The sequence below is a fragment of the Bradyrhizobium erythrophlei genome, from assembly GCF_042430365.1.
GTDB classification, from domain to species: domain Bacteria; phylum Pseudomonadota; class Alphaproteobacteria; order Rhizobiales; family Xanthobacteraceae; genus Bradyrhizobium; species Bradyrhizobium erythrophlei.
The window spans coordinates 1-18,062 of record NZ_JBHMET010000132.1; the positions used below are offsets into that span (position 1 = coordinate 1).

Consider the following 18,062-nt stretch of genomic DNA (forward strand, 5'->3'; position numbering starts at 1 on the left):
CCGGCAGACGCTCCACTTATCGACGCGGAGATTCTGTTCAGACAATCGGGACCAGCTCAGTCCACTATGCGCCTGTTGTTTGCAATGGCCTCCGCAGCGAAATGATGATGAGGGCCAGGAGCTTGATGTCGCCGGTGTTGGGACCCCAGCAGTTCGATCTCATCCGCGCTCGGTTGAAAGCAAGGGCGATCATGCTCGTATAGGCGGCGCTCTCGATCACCTCCAGGGGCTCCCGGGACGGTTTGTTAGGGCGCCGATGGGACGATACAGTGCTTACGCCAAACTTTCGCGCAATGCGGCGGCAAAGCCTGGGGACGGCGGCACGGCGGAGGCCGCGATGTTGCGTTCGATGTGCTTCGTATCATACATCGAAATGATCACGACGCCTTCGGGATTATTGGAGAACGCGAAACGCAGCAGCAGATCGTCTGGTGTATCCGAAAAGTCGATCCCATGCCTCTCGGCGAGCGCGGTGACCCGATTCCGTTGCTGCCCATTCATGCGGGCAATGATCTGTGCGATACCGGAGCCGAACACGCCGTGCGTAACAAACATCGGTCGCGGGGTTGCAAGTCTTGCGCGCAAGATCGCCGCTGCATTCGTCAACGGCGTATCGGGAAATTGGGCCATGTCGATCTGCTGAGCGGTGCGAGCGGCCTCAAGGATGCTTTCAGGGCCACCCGCAACGGAAACAGCGCGGATAAGGCCTCGCTCGACGAGCCGCCGCAAGACATCAAAGATGTCGGCATTCGCTGCGTCCCCCGGCGTCGGCTCATGCAGCGCCAGAACGTCGATGTAGTCGGTACGAAGCATTCGCAGGCTTCTGGTTACGGAAGCCTCGATGGCCGCCGGGTCGATCGGAGCGCGGGTCCCCGTCGCGCGGGCCTTGGCTGCAATTTGGCGCAACGCCGGGAATGTCGCGACGATCTGCCGGGCGGCGGGGCGAATGAGCCGCGCAGGGAGCGACACCCGGGGCGGAGCGATGCCGAACTTGGTGCAAATAATGACCTTGTCGCGCCGCCCTCGTAAGGTCTGACCGAGCAAGGCTTCAGCGCGTCCATCACCATAAGGCGGAGCCACGTCGAACCATCTCAGACCAAGATCGATCGCGTGATCGATCGCGCGCCGCCCGTCCGCCGCCGAAATCCGCGACCCCAAGGACGCGCAGCCAAAGCCAATCGCGGGCACGTCGCGGTCGAGCCGCGGAACACGAACTACTCTCACGCCGCGGGCTCCAGACTGGATTTGCGCAATTCGGCCGCGAGGTGTGTGGCCAGCCGTATCGCCAGCGCGACGGTCGCAAACGTCGGATTGGCCTGGCCGGAGGTGGGGAATACCGAGCTGGAGGATATGTACAGGTTGTCGATGCCTTGGACGCGACACGTGGCGTCCACTACTCCGTCCTTCGGCGTCATCCCCATGCGCGTCGTGCCTGTTTGATGGTAGCCATCTGCGGCTTGCTGCAGGATACTGGTGATCCGAGCTTCGGGTGGCTCGCGATATTCGAGATGCCCCAATCCCGCCCTCCGAAGCGATCGATCGAGCAACTCATGGGCTCGCAGCACGGATTGCGCGTCTCTCTCCGCATAGAGCAGCTCGATGTCGAGAAAGGGAAGCCCGAGCGTATCCCTGCGGTCGGAAAGCCGAAGCCGCGAGCTATCGTTCGGTGCATGTTCCGCGTGATAATGCAAGGCGTAGCGGCCGTCCGAGCTTCTTACCAGGAAGCCCGGCCGGCGGGGCGACGACAGTAGCCGCGCCCGCAGAACGGCGGTGATCTCCCGGAGCGTCGAGACCGGTGAGCGGAGGACGTTCCAGGCATGGCGTGCCCAGCGGTGCGGACGAGGTCCGACATGGCTGACGCGAACGCCCTCCGCAACGAGCAGTCGGCCAATCGGCGCAATCGCGAGAGCCATCCAGACCAGCGACAATAGACCATTGCCATGGCCGGGAAGGTGAAATGGTGGATTGTCGGCCCAGAACGCAATGTTGAGGAGTTCTTCCCGCATCTGCGCTTCCGCCTTGAGCGTGAAACGGCGACGCGCGAAGACGCCCTCGTCAAGAAAGAAGTCGTGAACGCCGGCAGAAGAGGGATCGGCAAGGATGAGGTCTGCGATCTTTCCGGAAATGTGCCCCATATATCCGCAACCAAGTGGACCATCGCGCCCGCCAAAGAGGTGAGGCCGGCCTTGTTGCGCTTGCAGCAGCAGCCTGGTTGTCTCAAGGCCGCCGCAGGCGAGAACCACTCTGGGCGGCTCGATGCGGACCTTGCTTTTCGTATCGCCGACGGTCAGGGCCGCGACTCGATCGCAATGCTTCGCGAAATGTAGCTCGGTGACGGTCGCTCCAAGCAGGACCGTGACGCGCTGGGATTCCGCAAGTTGTGATCGGTGCCGCCGGCCGGCGTCGATTTCTGGAGTCCAGCGTTCGAGGCGGTCACATCGAACGTCGCCGAATTCTGCCCACGGCGCGACGGCATTGGCGAACCTTGCCGGTTCAATGCCGAAGAACACGGCGGCCTCCTCGTACCATCGCGCGATCTCCTGGTGCGGAATGGGCCAGGCCGAGCCGGGCAGATGAGGCCGTCGCGCGAAATCGACATCGTCAAACGGAACGCAACGTCCGCCCCACCAGCGCGAGGTTCCACCCAGCCCGCGGCACATCGCAATGTCTGCGGCTGCATGATGTCGTACATTGACGACATGTCCGGCAGTCAGCGTCGCTGCCAACCGGTCGGGCTGCTCATGTCCGGACTCGAGGACTAGGACAGAAAGGCCGTGACGCTCGCAAGCCAGTGCCAGCGCGATACCCACCGGGCCGGCCCCGACCACGCACACGTCGCAATCGGGAATCTCGCCTGCGTTCGAGAAGGGGATCAGCATGCGCGTTCCGCTGCCAATTGTCCGTGAAATTGCTCGACCGTCGCCACAGCGATGTGCCTTCGATATCAAATGGAGGAGACCAAAGGAGGTCGCCTTGCGCGGGTCGCATATGCATTCGATGTGACGCCAGAGTCAATGATACTGGGTCAGGTAACGTGTCGGCGATCAGCTCAAACGTGATTGAGATTCGGATGCAAATCTGGTGCTGCTCGCGAGAGTGGCCGTATCGTCAAACTGTAATGTTCGTCTGATACGGCATCACATAACGATAATGGAATGTTAATGTGGTTCAGGGTTCAGGGGGTTGATGAGGCGTTGAACGATTCCGCACGCGCAGCGAGCAGTTCGTTCTGCAATGCGGTCTTTGATCGTGCTCAATCCGGTACCGTGCTGCTGCCGCGACTTCGCGATCGTCGTGGCCGGTGTCGCTCGTCCGTTAGTCTCGCTCTTCGGAGTGATAGGTCAGAGTGGGATCGTCGACCTCCAGCCTTGGGACCCAATCCGGGAAGACAAGATGGACCATACGAGGGATCAGGCAGAGGGCGCTCGCTGCCGTCGCGGTAGCGGCTGGATAGCAGGACGGCGACCGGATTCGGCTTTCATCGCCGGATATTCAAGAAGCCAACCGACGATGCGGCACCAGCATGCATGCCGCGACGTCTCTGCGCGCCGCGATGTGGAATTTGTCGCAGTTTTCCTCAGCAGCCCTGTGCCAACGGTTGGACTCCAATGTTGAATAAGATATCGAACCGCCGAGTTGCGCTCGTGACCGGCATTACCGGGCAGGATGGAGCGTATCTCGCCGAATACCTGCTCGGTCTCGGCTACACGGTGCACGGGATCAAGCGACGATCGTCGTCCTTCAATACCGAGCGGATCGACCATCTGTACCAGGATCCCCACCTCGGTGAGGTGCCATTCCTGTTGCACTACGGCGATATGACCGACTCGGCCGGACTTATCCGCCTGATTCAGCAGATACGGCCGACGGAGATTTACAATCTCGCCGCGCAGAGCCATGTAGCCGTGAGTTTCGAGACGCCGGAATACACCGCAAATGCGGATGCAATTGGCGTCCTTCGGTTGCTTGAGGCGATACGAATTCTTGGCACAGAGCAGCAGACGCGCTTCTACCAAGCATCGACCTCTGAGCTTTATGGGCTGGTCCAGGAGGTGCCGCAACGGGAGACCACGCCCTTTTATCCCCGTTCCCCGTACGGCGCCGCCAAACTGTATGGCTACTGGATCACGGTGAACTACCGGGAAGCCTACGGCATGTTTGCCTCGAATGGCATTCTATTCAATCATGAAAGCCCGATCCGCGGCGAGACGTTCGTTTCGCGGAAGATAACGCGCGCCATTGCCAGGATTGAAACCGGACTCGAGCAATGTCTCTATCTCGGAAATCTCGACGCCAGGCGCGATTGGGGCCATGCCCGGGACTACGTCGCCGGAATGCATAGCATTCTGCAGGCCGACGCTCCCGACGATTTCGTGTTGGCAACGGGCGAAACTCGTTCGGTACGCGAGTTCGTCGAGGCCGCGTTCGCCGAGGTCGACCGTACGATCGCGTGGAGCGGACAAGGGATTGAAGAGACGGGCATCGATCGGCGAACCGGCAAGATCCTGGTTCGCGTTGACCCCGCTTACTTCCGACCTACCGAAGTCGACCTTCTGATAGGCGACGCGAGTAAGGCGCATAGGGAGCTTGGCTGGAAGCCAAAGACGACCTTCGGCCAGCTTGTCAAGGAGATGGTCGCAAGCGATCTGGCGATTGCCAGGAGGGAGGCCGCCATTGGTACCTATGCGCTTTGAGTTGGACGGGAAGACCGTATTTGTTGCCGGTCATCGCGGCATGGTCGGTAGCGCGTTGCAGCGGCGGCTCGCTCAAGAGAATGCCACGCTGCTGACCGCCGGCCGCGCCGATCTGGATCTGCGCGATCAGGCGTCGGTGAACCGCTGGTTTGCCGAGCATCGGCCGCAAGTGGTGTTCGTCGCGGCAGCGAGGGTCGGTGGCATCGCCGCCAACAACGCCATGCGTGGCCAGTTCATCTACGACAACCTCGCCATCGCTACCAACGTCATTCATGCCGCCTATGTTAGCGGGGCGGAAAAGCTCATGTTTTTGGGATCGTCCTGCATCTATCCCAGAGTTGCGGCGCAACCAATTTCCGAAGAGGCGCTGCTGACCGGGCCGCTGGAGCCGACCAACGAGCCTTATGCGATCGCGAAGATCGCAGGCATCAAGATGGTGGAGGCCTATCGAAGGCAGTACGGGGTTGATTTCATCAGCGTGATGCCGACCAACTTGTATGGGCCAGGTGATAACTATCATCCCGAGCACAGTCACGTCGTCGCAGCCTTGATCCGACGTTTCCACGAGGCCAAGGTGAGCAGGGCGCCCGGTGTTCTCGTTTGGGGAACCGGCACACCGCGACGGGAGTTTCTGTACGTGGACGACCTCGCGGACGCGTGCATCTTCCTGACGAAATCCTATTCGGGCGATAGGCCGATCAACATTGGCACCGGCGAGGATATCACGATCGCAGATTTCGCAGCTGAGGTTGCCGTCACCGTCGGATACGGCGGCGAAATCGAATTCGATGCGTCACGTCCTGACGGAACTCCACGAAAGCTGCTCGACGTCGGTCGCCTGTCGCAACTGGGGTGGAGCGCAAAAGTCTCACTGCGCGATGGCCTGCGGCTCGCCTATGATGCTTTTCTGAAGGAGCGGGAGTGCGCGGCGCTGCTTGCAGCCGCCGGCTGATACAGCCCGCAGGTGATGCAACCAGTTCTGGCTCACGGCCGTTCCAAATGCATGCTGCGGCCGCGTGACGGACAGCGCAGTCGTATCGTTAAACTGTTATGTTCGCCTGATAGGCATCACATTAACTTCAAACTGAGTGTTCGTCGGGTCGAAGTTTCGGGAGTTGGCAGACTGCCGGGCCACCGACCAACAGGTCGCATGGTGCCAGTGCCGAAATGGCGGGGCGCTCCCAAGTCTCGAGCTTCCGCCGGATCTAGTGTGCTCGAAGCTGCCGGCGAGGGTTGCAGTAGATATGTACAAGCCGCGCCGACGCCGGACCGCTGACCGGATTTCACTCGCCTCCGATACGCCGGAACAAGCTGCAGCCATGGTGTTCTCGTCTCCGTCGTCATCCGCAACGTTGTCGGCGGTGGAGCGAGGGCCCTCCGTCTCCACTATGGGGAGGTGGCCGAGGCCGGTCACCGGCTTCGTCCTGCTGTTAGGTGCGATGTGGTTGTCGCTGTATGCGGCTTATGCCCTGCTGCCATTCGTACGACCGGGCTCCGTCGTTATCGCCGAAGCTAAATTCGAGACCCTGGTGCAGGGCAAGATGTTCGGCCTGGAAGACCGGAATCGGGTGATGATCTTTGGCCACAGCAAGCTTCTCTCCGGCTTGCGTCCGCACGACCTTGATGCCGCAGTCGGGCCGGGGTTCCGATCCTACAATCTAGGCCTTCCCGGCGAGCTCCGATTCTTGCCCGTTCTCGAGGCTGCGTTGCAGGCCGGCAACGTCCCCACCCACGTGCTGCTCACGCTCCCTTGGGACAACAAGCGCAACGCGGATGGCTTCATCGACGTTGTGCGCAATGATGCGGCCATTGCAAACACTGTGTTTCCCTTCCGCACCGTGCCGCGAGACGCGGCGCTGTTTGTTTTTCAGAACAGAGGTCGACTGGCGGACGCGATCCGCGATGTGGTCAGCCAGCGCGCGACCATGCTGGCGGACCGTGGCTGGTACTTCATCAAATCGCAGAGCCATTATGAAGGCGATCGCTTGCCTGACGACTACGCTCTGCCGACCGATCACCCGACGCGCCCCGATGTACGGATGATACCGGAGAGGTCCGTTTCGCGGGCGCGTCTCGAGCAGCTGGCGAAGCAGTACGGGTTCCAAGTCCTCTTCGTTCCACTGTTCTTCCGTACCGGTGAGTTTGCGCCTCCACCGGCCGCGGACCGAGCCCGGCTGGAGGCCATTTCCGATCGGCCTCTCATTCGAGTGTTGGGTCCCGACTATTTCGTCTATCCGCCGGCATTCTTTTCTGATCCGCAACATATGAATCCGCGCGGGGCGCAGGCCTACTCCATCGATCTCGCAAAGCTGCTGAAGATGAGCGGGGCCTTCGACTGATGCTCTTCAACTCCTTCGAGTTCTGCGGCTTCTTCATTGCGTTTCTGGCGGTATTCTTCTTGTTGCCGCGAGGCCAACCATTCGTGCTGCTGATCGGCAGCTATATATTCTACATTAGCTGGCGCCCGTCCTTTGCGCTGCTCCTCGCGCTGACGACGATAGTGGACTACACGACTGCGCTCATGATGGCGCGGGCCCGTACCGAGGCGGGGCGCAAGGCAGCGATGGTCATCGCGCTCTCGATCAATCTCGGCGTGCTCGGTACCGTCAAGTACCTGGATTTCCTGATCTCCAATGCACTCGGTCTCATCGGCTTACTGGGCTACGCCGTGCCGGACTACGCCCTTGGCCTGATCCTTCCCCTGGGCATTTCATTCTACACCTTTCAGTCGGTCGGTTATACGCTTGACGTGTATCATCGACGGGTCGAGGCGGAGCGTGACTTTCTCACCTATGCACAATATGTCAGCTTCTTTCCGCAGCTGATCGCCGGTCCGATCGAGCGAGCGGCGCATATGCTGCCGCAGTTTCGGAGAACGCATCGGCTCTCATATGAGAACGTCACGTCGGGCCTGTTTCTGATTGGTTATGGTCTTTTCAAGAAGATGTGCATCGCCGACGTTGTCGCGCCGGTGGTGAACGGAATCTACGCCAGTCCGGGTCAATACGCCGGCGCCTACCAGCTCATCGCGGCGATACTGTTCGCGATCCAGATTTACTGTGACTTCTCCGGGTATTCGGACGTCGCGCGCGGCACGGCTCGGATTCTTGGCTTCGATCTCATGATCAACTTCCGGCAGCCGTACTTCGCGACCAGCCTGACGGAGTTCTGGCATCGATGGCATATCTCGCTGTCGAGCTGGTTCCGGGACTATCTGTTCATTCCCCTTGGCGGAAGCCGCGGCGGCGAACGAATGACGGCGCGCAACCTCGTCATCGTATTCGTCGTCAGCGGAATTTGGCACGGCGCCGCATGGACCTTTGTCGCATGGGGCGCGTTGCACGGTGTCTGCCTGGTGATCGAGCGGGCCGTCGCGAGAGTGGCGCGACCCGAGTCGTGGCTCGGCGAGCCCGCACGGCGGCTGGTGGGCTGGGTATGGATGATGATCGTCGTTCTCGTCGGGTGGATGTTCTTTCGCTCGACGAGCGTCGCCGGCGCGGTTAGCGCGCTGCGAAGTCTGGGCGACTTCGGCGGCGTATCTTACTTCACCTTCAAGATGCTCGGCCTTGCAAGCGTGGAACTGGTGACGCTCGCAGTCTCGCTCGTTATCCTGCTTATCGTGGATTTCCACCTGGCGTTCCGGCCTCAGCGACTGGAGGTGCTGGGACGGAGTCGTTGGCTTTCGACCGGCGCCGGAGTTGCGCTGACCTACTACGTTGTGCTGTTCGGTGTTTTCGGGCGCGTCGAGTTCATCTACTTTCAGTTCTGAGGCCGGAAGCCCATCGTTCGGCCAAATGGATCGCCGGACGCGTGCAGGGGCGACGTTGGAACGGAATTGCAAGCGTCGACGGCTGCTCATCCTTACAATGGACGACCGCCGGCGATTCCGGACAATGCGTCGGCGGTTGCTGACGATCCCTGTGGATAGAACGGGGGATCGCCTGCGGTTACGCAAGGCGCGGCCTAATCGTGGCTATCAGGCATCGGCCAGCAGCTTTTCGTGTTCGCCCTTCACGAGGAGGTATTTGCCGAGGCAGATTGCATCGAGTCCCGTTCGCATGAAGCAATTCACGGCTTGCTCGGGAGTATCCACGATCGGCTCGTTTTCGTTGAAGCTGGTGTTCAGTACGATCGGAATCCCGGACAGTTGTCCGAAGCAGTGGATGAGCTCGTAGTAGAGGGGATTGGTGTCGCGTTCGATGCTCTGCAGGCGGCCGGTGCCGTCAACATGCGTGATTGCAGGTAGCCGCTCCCGCCATTCCCGTCGAAGTTTCACGACATGCATCATAAAGGGGCTGAACACGTCCTGTTCAAAGTAGGTCGTTACAGCCGGTTGCAGAATCGAGGGCGCGAACGGTCGAAAGCTCTCCCTTCGCTTGATCTTGGCGTTGATCACATCCTTCATGTCGGGTCGCGTGGGATCCGCCAGAATGGAGCGATTGCCGAGCGCGCGAGGGCCCCATTCGGAGCGGCCCTGATACCAGCCGACGACCAGTCCAGCGTGCAGCAAGGAAGCAACAGCCCGCGGAACCGCATCAAGTGACAACTCCTGCATGGGGGTCCGCGCGGACATCGCGGCGCGGCGCATGGCATCGTCCGAGTGAGCCGGGCCCCAATAGGCATGGCTCATGTAGAATCTTTCACGCCCGCCCGCGACATTGTGCCAGGTCCACAATCCGGCACCGACGCAGAGGCCATCGTCCGATGACGCCGGCTGCATGTACGCCCGCCTGAAGGGCGTGTCGCGGAGCAGGCGCGCATTCATCACCCCGTTGAGGGCGCATCCTCCGGCATAGGCGATCTGTGTACTGGGCACCAGATCATGGAGCTTCCTGAAGCAATTGAGGGCCACGTCTTCGAAACGGACCTGACAGGAGCGTGCGATATCCTTGTCCCGTTGCGTTAACTCCTGACCGCGCTGGCGCGGCGGTCCGAACTTTTCGTCCCATTTGTCGGTATACAGGCGCAGCATCTCCATGCGATTCCGCTCATCCATCTTCCCGATTTCGCCGCCGCGGTGCATGCCAAAATAACCCCGGGCAAGCTTGAACCAATTGTCGGACGGCGTTTCGACAAGCTCGCGCATGATATCGGCAAAGCGATCGTTGCCATAGGGCGCAAGACCCATGACTTTGTATTCCTCGCCAAACTCATCGAATCCGATGAATTGGCAGCACCCGGTGTAGAAGAAACCGAGGCTGTCCGGCAAATGGACGCGATCGAGAATCTCGATGCGCGTACCCTCACAGCGCGCCGCCATTGCACTCGTGAAGTCACCGCTGCCGTCATAGGAGAATCCAGCGGTGACGCTCTCAAACGGCGAGCAGTAGTAGGAACTCGCGATGTGGGACAGATGGTGTTCGACGTTTACGACCCGGGCCTTGACCATCTCCGGCGCCTGTCCGCAGGCTTCGGCGACCATTTCGCTGATACTAAGGTCGACCTCAGAACGTCGCATGTGCTCCAGGGCTGCCTTGCCGCCGGTGAGCGGATGGCTCAAGACATATGAGATCTTGGCTGCCCGATTCTGCGTTGTGTCGCGCGCAACTGCGATGAAGTCCAGCTCCTTGGATGATATGCCGCCGATCGACAGAACGGCCTGGATCGCATGCTGCGGGAACGAAGGATCGTGCTTGATCCGTTTGCCGAAGCGTTCCTCGGCCACCGCAGCGATGACTTTTCCATCAAGGACGAGGGCCGCAGAGGCATCGGGATGGTTGAGGTTGAGGCCGAGAATTGCGGTCATCGGGGCAGTCTTTCGGTTTGCCAGAGCTGTGAATGGAGGAGAGGCCGTTCGGCCAACGGTGAGATCGCAGTTGGAATAACAGTTTAACTAACAATGCAACGTATCATTACGGTGACCTGACTGAGGGCGGCGCGAGGAAGATGGACCGAGGAGCCGGTTGCTATTTCAGGATGCGCCGTTCCTCGACATTCCTTCGACTGAGCGACCATGCGACGCCGCGATCAACCGTCATGCCTACGCGTGACGGTCCGATCGTGTTTTCCTCCACGACGACATCGCGGACGCCGGGCGAGGCCGCAGCGAAGCCCTTTATTTCGATATGGGCGTCCTGATCGAGGCGGTTTCCTCGAACGATCACCGCCTGCACCATTGGTGGTCGACCTGCGGTCGTTGCGGTCTGGTTTGCCTGGACGAGAATTGAAGCTTCATTGGAAAAGACGGTTCGCTCGGGTCCTGCGCGATAGACGTTTCCCTCGAGGATGTGGTTGTCGAGGATCTGAATGCGCCAACTCGGCTGAAAATGTTCGTAGGACAGGCCGAAGGCGGCAAAGCCGCTGGTTCTGTTGGATCGATTGCCGGCGATCACATGGCCGATAGCCGTTCCGTACGCCTGGGCGGCCACGCCGGTGTCTTCGAAGGAGTTATCGATGATCAGATAATTCTGCTGCGCCTGAGTAACCGTTATCTCCGAGGTCCGATCGAGCCCCACCTCAAGTTTTCGATCGAGCATGATCGACAGATTGGGCGGCTTGCTGTCGAATGCGGTAACTCTGGCATATTGGCCGGCGCCGCGGCCGTTTACCACCATGACGGCTGCCCCGGTCCAGTCCCGGGCGGCCGGATAGGGATTGGGCGTATCCAACAGTGACAGACGATCGGGAGACGTAGTCTCTGCGTGACCGAAATAGTAACCGCCAGGTCCGTCCGTCGTCATGGCCTCTCGATCCCAGCCATAGATCGCCTTGAACGTGTTGCCGCCGACGAAGATGTTCTCGGACGCGCTGACCCATTTCGACAGCGTCGTTATCCCTCCGCCGGTCCCCTGGAGGTCCGCAGAAGTGACGGTATTGTTCTCGAATATGACCTGGTGCGATCCCACTATGGAGTAGGTGCCGTATCGACCGTTGTTCAGGACATTGCCGGAGACGACCGCGTTAGTTGCCTTGAACAGGCGAAGCGAATGTCCAGATCCCAGGATGTCGCAATCGGACACTTCAATTCGATTTCCGCTTAGTCGAATGGTGTCGGGGGTCGCATCCGGATAATTCCGATGGAAATCGTTCATCCGCTGAACTGTCGCTTCTGGGTCCATCAAACCGCGGAAGGCAGAACCACGAATGCGAACGCGTCTGATGGCAATGTCGGAAGCGTCCGGGGCCGGGGTGTCGCGAAACTGAAAGCCTCCGGATATGATATGCGGATGATTTGATGCGTATATCGTCACGTCCTCGATTGAGAACCGTGACGTCCCCTGGATCAGTGCCACCGGGAGATTTGTCAGGTCCGGCCAGACGAGATTGACCAGATCAATGCGTTCTCCCTGGATCCTGACGTGGGGCGGAATGACGATCATGTCCGAGATCAGATAACGCCCGCGCGGGAAGTATACGGTTCCGCCTCCGGCCTGGCTCGCCGCTTCGATGGCGGCCCGGACGGCGCGGGTGCAATCAAACCTGCCGTCGCCGTTCGCGCCATAGGCACGGACATCGAAGGAATGCGCGGCCTCGGGCTGCGCAACCTGAACGGCGATGCTGCCCGCATCGACCCACTCGCCATCGCCGCCGTCTCCGTTGGACAGGCGCAATCTGTAACGTCCGGGCGAAAGCTGATCTGGTATGCGAAATGCACCCCGCCACAGATCGCCCTTGGTTAGGACGGCTTTGCTCGGAGGTGCATTCCCGCCATCAGGCAGCATCAACAGTTGTGCGCGACTTGCCTCTCGAACGATGTTGCGGCCAAATATCTGAAGCCAGCCACCAGGCGAGACCGCTTCGCCAAGGTTGCCCTGGGCCCAATAGATTGTCGGCAGGTTGACGCGGGCGCTGAGAGCTCCTTGAGCATATGTCAGGGTGAAGCGGTAGATGCCGGGCGTGAACTCCTTTGGAATGACGAACTTTAGCGAGAGAGGGTTGGCCTGCAGCATCGGAACGGTCGCTTCTCGTCCTGCATCGAGCGTCGGCCCTTCGTCGCCAATTCGGGCGACTGTCGCGGATGTAACCTGGTCAAGATCAGCTCCGGTGACGACGACTGTTTCGTCGGGATCGACAGGGTCGTTAAACCAGAACATAGAGGGCTGAGCGGCTGCCCCCGCCATCCAGAACGGTTGCAACGCGACGACAATGGCTGCGTGATAGCGCGTCATGACCCTAACCCGAGACCGTTCCGGAGTTCGATTGCATTGCCAATCAGAGGTCGATGACGAGGCCGGTAAGGCGTCGTAGCTCGGCGCGCATCTCTGCTGGATCGTCGAGATGGGCGATAGCAGCTTCCAGCTCCTGCACCTTGGCGCCGACAAGGAAGCGATACCAAAGGCCTTGCAGTCCGTGATAAACGAGGCCTTCCTTGCCGTCGAGAAATCCGAGCTGGAAGATCAGGCGGAACAGGAAATAGGCCGGTGCGCTGATCTGATACGGGATTCTGTTATAGACTCTCTCCTTGATCCAGCGCTTGATCGCCGCCTGACGCGAGCCTTCTTCCGCAATCAGATCAACATCGCGCCGGAACAGGTGACGACGCTCGTTGATCACGTCGATCGCCTCGCGCGTAGCGTACTTGTTGTGCTTGTCGGTGAAGAATGTCAGATCGTTGAGATTGTGGTCGGCAAATCCTCCGTCGAACGTAACGGTTCGGCCGCCCGACAGGATCATGTGCTCATCCATCCAGCGGTCTTCGATACGGCCGTGGCCGCGGCGCCAAATCCGCAAGAGCAGCAGCGGATAGCGACCGCCGTGGCGGATCCAGCGGCCAAGGAAGATGTGCTTGCGCTTGAGGTTTATCCCGACGACTTCGTTGCCGAGACGCGGCAGTTCATCGCGAATGTTGGCGGCGAGATCGGCCTCGATGACCTCGTCAGCATCGAGCCTCATGATCCATGAAGCGGTGATCGGGGCATTGTCAATCGCCCACTGGAACTGTTTCGCGTAGTTGACGAACTTGTTTTGCAGAACTGTCGCGCCATGCGTGCGCGCCAGCTCGACCGTTCGATCGCTCGAGAAGCTGTCGATAACAAAAACCTCGGTTGCGATCCCGGCAATCGAGGCGAGGACTCGCAGAATGTGGCGCTCCTCGTTATACGTCAGGATGATCACGGCAAGGCTCATGGCATACTCGCTGCCGGGATAATGCGCGATGTGGCAATTGCGGCGGGAGGGCTACCTGACGTTGGCGGCTCCCTTATCGGCGTCACGGAGCTGGTCCAGGCGCTCGACCTTCGCTTCGGCGCGCAGCTTGTCGACGAGCTCCATCTGCGCCGCAGTGGCCACCATCGCTGCCAGTCGGTCGCGGAGTTTTTCGTAGTCGACTGGCTTGCGTGGCCGCTCATCCTCCAGCTTGAGGATGTGCCAGCCGACCGCAGTCTTGAACGGCTGCGATACTTCGCCCTTCTTCAGCTTGAACGCGACGTCGGCGTATTCCTTGCCCAATTCGCCCCGCTGCCGCCAATCGTAGTCGCCGCCCCTGGCCTTGGTGGCGGGGTCCTCGGACACATCGGTTACGACCGCCGTGAATTCTTCGCCCTTGTTGAGCCTCTCCATCGCCGCTGTGGCTTTCGCTTCGGCCGCTTTGACCGCGGCGTCGTCCTGGGGTGGAGCGATCATGAACACGAGGTGGCGCAGATGCAGTTCGGTTTCGCTTGTCGCTGCCTTGACCACGACCTCGTCGTAGGCCTTGCGCATCGCCTCTTCGGTCACCGCGCGTTGACCGACGACGGCCAGAAGATGGTTCGTGAGGCCCTGATTGCGTGCGAAAACCACCCGACGCTGGAGGTCGGCTTCGTCCTCGATCTTTCGATCCTTCGCCGCCTGCGCAAGCAGGACTGTGTCGATCACCATCTTGGAAAGGGTCTCACGCCGCTCGACTGGATCGCGGACCAGCAGATTTCGGCCAATGACTTCATCTGCCAGTTGCAGATCGCTCTCATGGATCTTGCTTCCGTTGACGACAGCGATAACGGGATCGGCTGATGGCGACTGGCCGAAGGTCGGCCCCCCAGCGCCGAGCACGACTGCCACGCAGACGGCGGCTGCGCCGGCGCGCGCCGTGAGTGCCAGATTGGGCATGCCGAAAGCGGGCAAAACGTTCATCTCGTAGCTCCTCTCATAACTTGCTGGTGCTATCCAGGCGGCAATCCCAAGGCGTCGAACGTTACGGATAACGTTCAAGACGCTCCGCACGATCAATTTGCCCGGCCGCTTTTTAGCGAAGCGACGTTAACGGTGATGTGAAGTCGAGAAGACAGGTCCGTGACGGCGCAAGTCTTGCCTTCCGCCGAGACGGACCCTGACGCAGCGACGTTCGTGGCCTTCGCTCTTCTAATTCCCGCCAGACGGGCATTCAGCTGAAACAAGACGACACGGGAGCAGTTCAGCTTGCGTCCCGAATCGTTGCAGCCAACCGAAGCGATTTCTTGTGCGCGCTACGGATCAACTCACGCATGGGCGATCAAGGAGCATGTGGCCGAATGAAAGGCGTGCATCTCTCACTCTATGTGAGATCGCACGATTGTGTTCGTTGTGGATAACGTCTGTCGCGCGTCAGATCCTCGGCTGCTCTATGCGGAATTTCTGCGTCGATCTGCATGCGCGTCGCCTAGGCATAACATATCATCGAGATGAGTAACATAATTCACAAAACAACAATGAAAGTCTCACATATCACCGATAGCGTCCCGCTCGCTCCGGAGCCCGGCTGCTGATCGTAGCAGGCTAGGGGTGTCCAAATAGGGAGACTTGAACTATGCGAAATATGAAGGCCTTACTCATGGGATCGGTTGCGTTCGCCGCGATGGGCGTCGCTTCCGAATCCGCTCAGGCGCAGTCGTTTGCGTTTGGCGCCGGCGCGACGTTCCCGCAGATCGTCTATCGGCAATTGATGGATTGTATGTACGATCAGGCTCAGGGCAGCACCGGCAAGCCGGGTCCGCTGGCCAAGGCCGCGAGCTGCACGGGCTTCAACACCAGCGGTTTCCACGGCATGATCCTCTACGCTCCGACGGGATCCGGCAACGGCAAGACGGTGCTGCGGACGAATGACAAGACCCAGATCGGCACGCCGTCGAACTCCATCCCCTACACCAGCAGCAACATCGGTGTGAACGGCACAGCCGACTACGACGGCGTGCAGTTCGTCGGTAGCGATGACATCGTCACCGCCACGGACGTCGCCAACTGGACCGCTGGCGGCACCACTAGCGCCCAGGCGAAGTACGGCAACCTCATTCAGCTTCCTGCCGTGATCGGAGCCGTCGCGCTCGGATTCAACGGCAAGGATGGCGCCGGCGCCAACCTGAACATTCTGCCGGCGACCCCGACCGGCGGCAGCAGCGGCCTCAACCTGTCGCGTAACGCGTTCTGCGGCATCGCGTCGGGCCACATCACGCAGTGGAACAACGCGATCCTGACCGCGCTCAACGGTGGCACGCTCGGCACCGGCAACATCACCTTCGTGCACCGTCAGGACGGCAGCGGCACCACCTTCCTGTTCTCCAACGCCCTGGTTGCGCAGTGCCGCTACGAGTTCGGCCCGAACAGCGAAACCGACGCCACCGTCGTGTCCTACGCCTTCCCCTGGACCGACCGTTCGCAGGCCTGCACCACTCCGCTGCTTGCGCGCGGTGCGAACCAGCTGAACTGGCCGGATCAGTTCACGACCGACCAGTGCGGCGCGGCTGTTGCCAATCCGGGTGGCGGCCACTTCGCCAACGCCTCGGGCAGCGGCAGCCTCGTCGCTCTCGTCGGCTCGACCAATGGCGCGATCGGCTACGCCTCGCAGGACTTCTGGCTGCCCGTCAAGGCTGGCGGCCTGAAGACTGCCAACCTCCAGTCGCAGTGGGATATCACCGGTGCAACCGGACAGTTCCAGCCGCCGACCTTCGCGGGCGCCTCGCGGGCGATGGAGACGGCCATTCCGCAGTTCGACAACGCCACCATCCGCGCGAATCCGCTGACCTGGAGCTTGCAGGGTGTCAATCCGAACCCGGTGGTTGCCGCCTCGTATCCGATCTCCGGCTTCAGCTGGATCGAAATGTATCAGTGCTACCAGACCCACTCCAACGGCAACAACGCGTACCTCTGGTTCAAGACCTGGCTCGACTACATCTACGGCACGGGCTCGGTTCCGATCATGAACGACAACGGCTTCGCGCAGGTTCCGGGCGTGTGGCTGACGCAGGTCTACTCGCTGCTCAACGACTCCGCCAACGGTCCGCAGGGCAGCGGCTGCACCGGCAAGGTCGGCGCCTACTGATCGTCTTCAGGTCTCTGCCTGATCGATCATCGACAAGACTTATGCACCCGGCATTGCCGGGTGCATTCTCTTTTTTGTTGCGCGGTTTGACCGATGTTCATGCTGCGGTGGGAGCCCGGCAAATCGGACGCGCGCCGTCTTCTCATTGTGATCTGGGAGGGGAAGCCGAAGCACTCATTTGATGCCGCCGAGCGTCACTACCTCGCTAACCGGCTTGGCGCGGCGGCCTGCTAATCGCATATGTCACATCATTGATAACGACGAACGTTATCGCTCGGGCCCGATCTAGGGCGGCCAGTGTGATGTCGATGCGCCTTCTCGTTGCTTTGCTCGCGGGCGTCCTTGCAATGGGGAGCGTCCGGGCTCTCGCGGTCAGCGCGTCGGGCTCGATGGAGTCCCTTCCTGCCGACTCGCGCGATGATTTGTTTGCGTCGAAGCCGGCAAGCCCGGCTCCAACTGTCGTGCCGGCTCCGACGGCCGTCGAGCGGCCGCCGGCTTCTCCGTCGGCGCAACGCACCCTCAGCGATAATCCGCTCTGGGCGATCCCGCTCGGACGTCTGAACTTGAGCCGCGAACGGCCGCTGTTCGCGCCAACGCGGCGCCCGCCTGCGCCCGCGCAGGTCGCGATGCCGGCTCCGGTCCAGGCGGCTCCGCCGCCGAGGCCGGTCGAGCCGGAGAAGCCGCAGCTCTCATTGCTCGGCACCATCGTCGGTAGCGAAAGGATCGGCCTGTTCGTCGATTCAGCCAGCAAATCGGTGGTCCGGTTGAAGGCCGGCGAAAACCACAAGGGATGGATCCTTCGCGCCGTCGGGCGGCACCAGGTGGAACTCGCAAGGGGGCTCGACAGCGCCGTGCTGGACATACCGCCGCCCGACATGAAGGCCGGCGGAGCGCCGGTAGCAGCACCGGGTGCGCCGGTGCCTGCCCTGCCGATCGCCATGCCGGTTCCACCTTCCTCCATCGCTCCGGCCCCTTCTTCAAATGTCCATCCCGCCGCCAATCTCAACTTGCCGATTGGTCGCGCGAAGCCAACCGACGGACTTCCGCCTTCGCTCGTCAGCCCCCTGGCGAACTAGGGCTCGCGTTAGAGCCATTTTTGACTAGAGCAGATTCTGATCAGACGCGATCATAACCGGCAGCGGCGAAGAAGTTCAGGCACT

12 protein-coding genes are annotated in these 18,062 nt (G+C 60.8%); 6 read left to right on the forward strand and 6 right to left on the reverse strand.

The genetic code is table 11. The annotated features are described in order from the left end of the window. Nucleotides 1–273: 273 nt before the first annotated feature. Together ACFFWD_RS20345 and ACFFWD_RS20350 are read right to left on the reverse strand one after the other, a co-directional pair. On the reverse strand, nt 274–1,224 hold the full coding sequence (locus ACFFWD_RS20345) for an aldo/keto reductase (RefSeq protein ID WP_376968272.1): 951 nt from the start codon (nt 1,222–1,224) through the stop codon (nt 274–276). Beyond that, complete coding sequence (locus ACFFWD_RS20350) at nt 1,221–2,828, reverse strand: GMC oxidoreductase (RefSeq protein ID WP_376968273.1); 1,608 nt, start codon at nt 2,826–2,828, stop codon at nt 1,221–1,223. Before ACFFWD_RS20350 ends, ACFFWD_RS20345 begins: the two co-directional genes overlap by 4 nt. A gap of 780 nt (nt 2,829–3,608) precedes the next feature. On the opposite strand from ACFFWD_RS20350, the gene gmd reads away from it, so the two are divergent. The 4 genes from gmd (at nt 3,609) to ACFFWD_RS20370 (ending at nt 8,463) form a co-directional block, all read left to right on the forward strand. Beyond that, nucleotides 3,609–4,694 carry a GDP-mannose 4,6-dehydratase gene (gene gmd, locus ACFFWD_RS20355; RefSeq protein WP_376968274.1) on the forward strand — a complete coding sequence of 362 codons (1,086 nt, stop codon included), beginning with the start codon at nt 3,609–3,611 and terminating at the stop codon, nt 4,692–4,694. Then, on the forward strand, nt 4,684–5,646 hold the full coding sequence (locus tag ACFFWD_RS20360; protein WP_376968283.1) for a GDP-L-fucose synthase family protein: 963 nt from the start codon (nt 4,684–4,686) through the stop codon (nt 5,644–5,646). Before gmd ends, ACFFWD_RS20360 begins: the two co-directional genes overlap by 11 nt. A 292-nt stretch (nt 5,647–5,938) precedes the next feature. Beyond that, a complete protein-coding gene (locus tag ACFFWD_RS20365; protein WP_376968275.1) occupies nt 5,939–7,033 on the forward strand; it encodes a hypothetical protein in 1,095 nt (364 codons plus the stop codon). Further along, nucleotides 7,033–8,463: an MBOAT family O-acyltransferase gene (locus ACFFWD_RS20370; protein ID WP_376968276.1), complete on the forward strand. Its 1,431-nt coding sequence runs from the start codon at nt 7,033–7,035 to the stop codon at nt 8,461–8,463. Before ACFFWD_RS20365 ends, ACFFWD_RS20370 begins: the two co-directional genes overlap by 1 nt. Before the next feature lie 207 nt (nt 8,464–8,670). On the opposite strand, the gene ACFFWD_RS20375 is transcribed toward ACFFWD_RS20370, so the two are convergent. From ACFFWD_RS20375 to ACFFWD_RS20390, 4 genes are all read right to left on the reverse strand, one after another. Continuing rightward, the gene (locus ACFFWD_RS20375) at nt 8,671–10,440 is read right to left on the reverse strand and encodes a carbamoyltransferase family protein (RefSeq protein ID WP_376968277.1); all 1,770 of its coding nucleotides are present in this window, start codon (nt 10,438–10,440) and stop codon (nt 8,671–8,673) included. Between the two features lie 160 nt (nt 10,441–10,600). After that, nucleotides 10,601–12,802: a glycosyl hydrolase family 28-related protein gene (locus ACFFWD_RS20380; RefSeq protein ID WP_376968278.1), complete on the reverse strand. Its 2,202-nt coding sequence runs from the start codon at nt 12,800–12,802 to the stop codon at nt 10,601–10,603. Nucleotides 12,803–12,845: 43 nt separating this feature from the next. Beyond that, nucleotides 12,846–13,760: a glycosyltransferase family 2 protein gene (locus tag ACFFWD_RS20385; RefSeq protein ID WP_376968279.1), complete on the reverse strand. Its 915-nt coding sequence runs from the start codon at nt 13,758–13,760 to the stop codon at nt 12,846–12,848. A 51-nt stretch (nt 13,761–13,811) separates the two neighbouring features. Continuing rightward, nucleotides 13,812–14,741 (reverse strand): peptidylprolyl isomerase, encoded by a 930-nt coding sequence (locus ACFFWD_RS20390; RefSeq protein ID WP_376968280.1) that lies wholly within the window; start codon nt 14,739–14,741, stop codon nt 13,812–13,814. 676 nt (nt 14,742–15,417) lie between these two features. Here ACFFWD_RS20390 and ACFFWD_RS20395 point away from each other — a divergent pair. Together ACFFWD_RS20395 and ACFFWD_RS20400 are read left to right on the forward strand one after the other, a co-directional pair. Continuing rightward, entirely contained in the window at nt 15,418–16,902 is a 1,485-nt protein-coding gene (locus tag ACFFWD_RS20395) for a substrate-binding domain-containing protein (RefSeq protein WP_376968281.1), read from the forward strand. A gap of 692 nt (nt 16,903–17,594) precedes the next feature. Next, nucleotides 17,595–17,978: a hypothetical protein gene (locus tag ACFFWD_RS20400; protein ID WP_376968282.1), complete on the forward strand. Its 384-nt coding sequence runs from the start codon at nt 17,595–17,597 to the stop codon at nt 17,976–17,978. Nucleotides 17,979–18,062 lie beyond the last annotated feature (84 nt).

Excerpts from the sequence above, each read along its gene's own strand:
- ACFFWD_RS20395 (WP_376968281.1), top strand. The coding sequence starts at position 15,418 with ATGGGATCGGTTGCGTTCGCCGCGATGGGCGTCGCTTCCGAATCCGCT.
- gmd (WP_376968274.1), top strand. The coding sequence starts at position 3,609 with ATGTTGAATAAGATATCGAACCGCCGAGTTGCGCTCGTGACCGGCATT.
- ACFFWD_RS20390 (WP_376968280.1), bottom strand. The coding sequence starts at position 14,741 with ATGAACGTTTTGCCCGCTTTCGGCATGCCCAATCTGGCACTCACGGCG.
- ACFFWD_RS20360 (WP_376968283.1), top strand. The coding sequence starts at position 4,684 with ATGCGCTTTGAGTTGGACGGGAAGACCGTATTTGTTGCCGGTCATCGC.
- ACFFWD_RS20380 (WP_376968278.1), bottom strand. The coding sequence starts at position 12,802 with ATGACGCGCTATCACGCAGCCATTGTCGTCGCGTTGCAACCGTTCTGG.
- ACFFWD_RS20375 (WP_376968277.1), bottom strand. The coding sequence starts at position 10,440 with ATGACCGCAATTCTCGGCCTCAACCTCAACCATCCCGATGCCTCTGCG.
- ACFFWD_RS20365 (WP_376968275.1), top strand. The coding sequence starts at position 5,939 with ATGTACAAGCCGCGCCGACGCCGGACCGCTGACCGGATTTCACTCGCC.
- ACFFWD_RS20370 (WP_376968276.1), top strand. The coding sequence starts at position 7,033 with ATGCTCTTCAACTCCTTCGAGTTCTGCGGCTTCTTCATTGCGTTTCTG.
- ACFFWD_RS20385 (WP_376968279.1), bottom strand. The coding sequence starts at position 13,760 with ATGAGCCTTGCCGTGATCATCCTGACGTATAACGAGGAGCGCCACATT.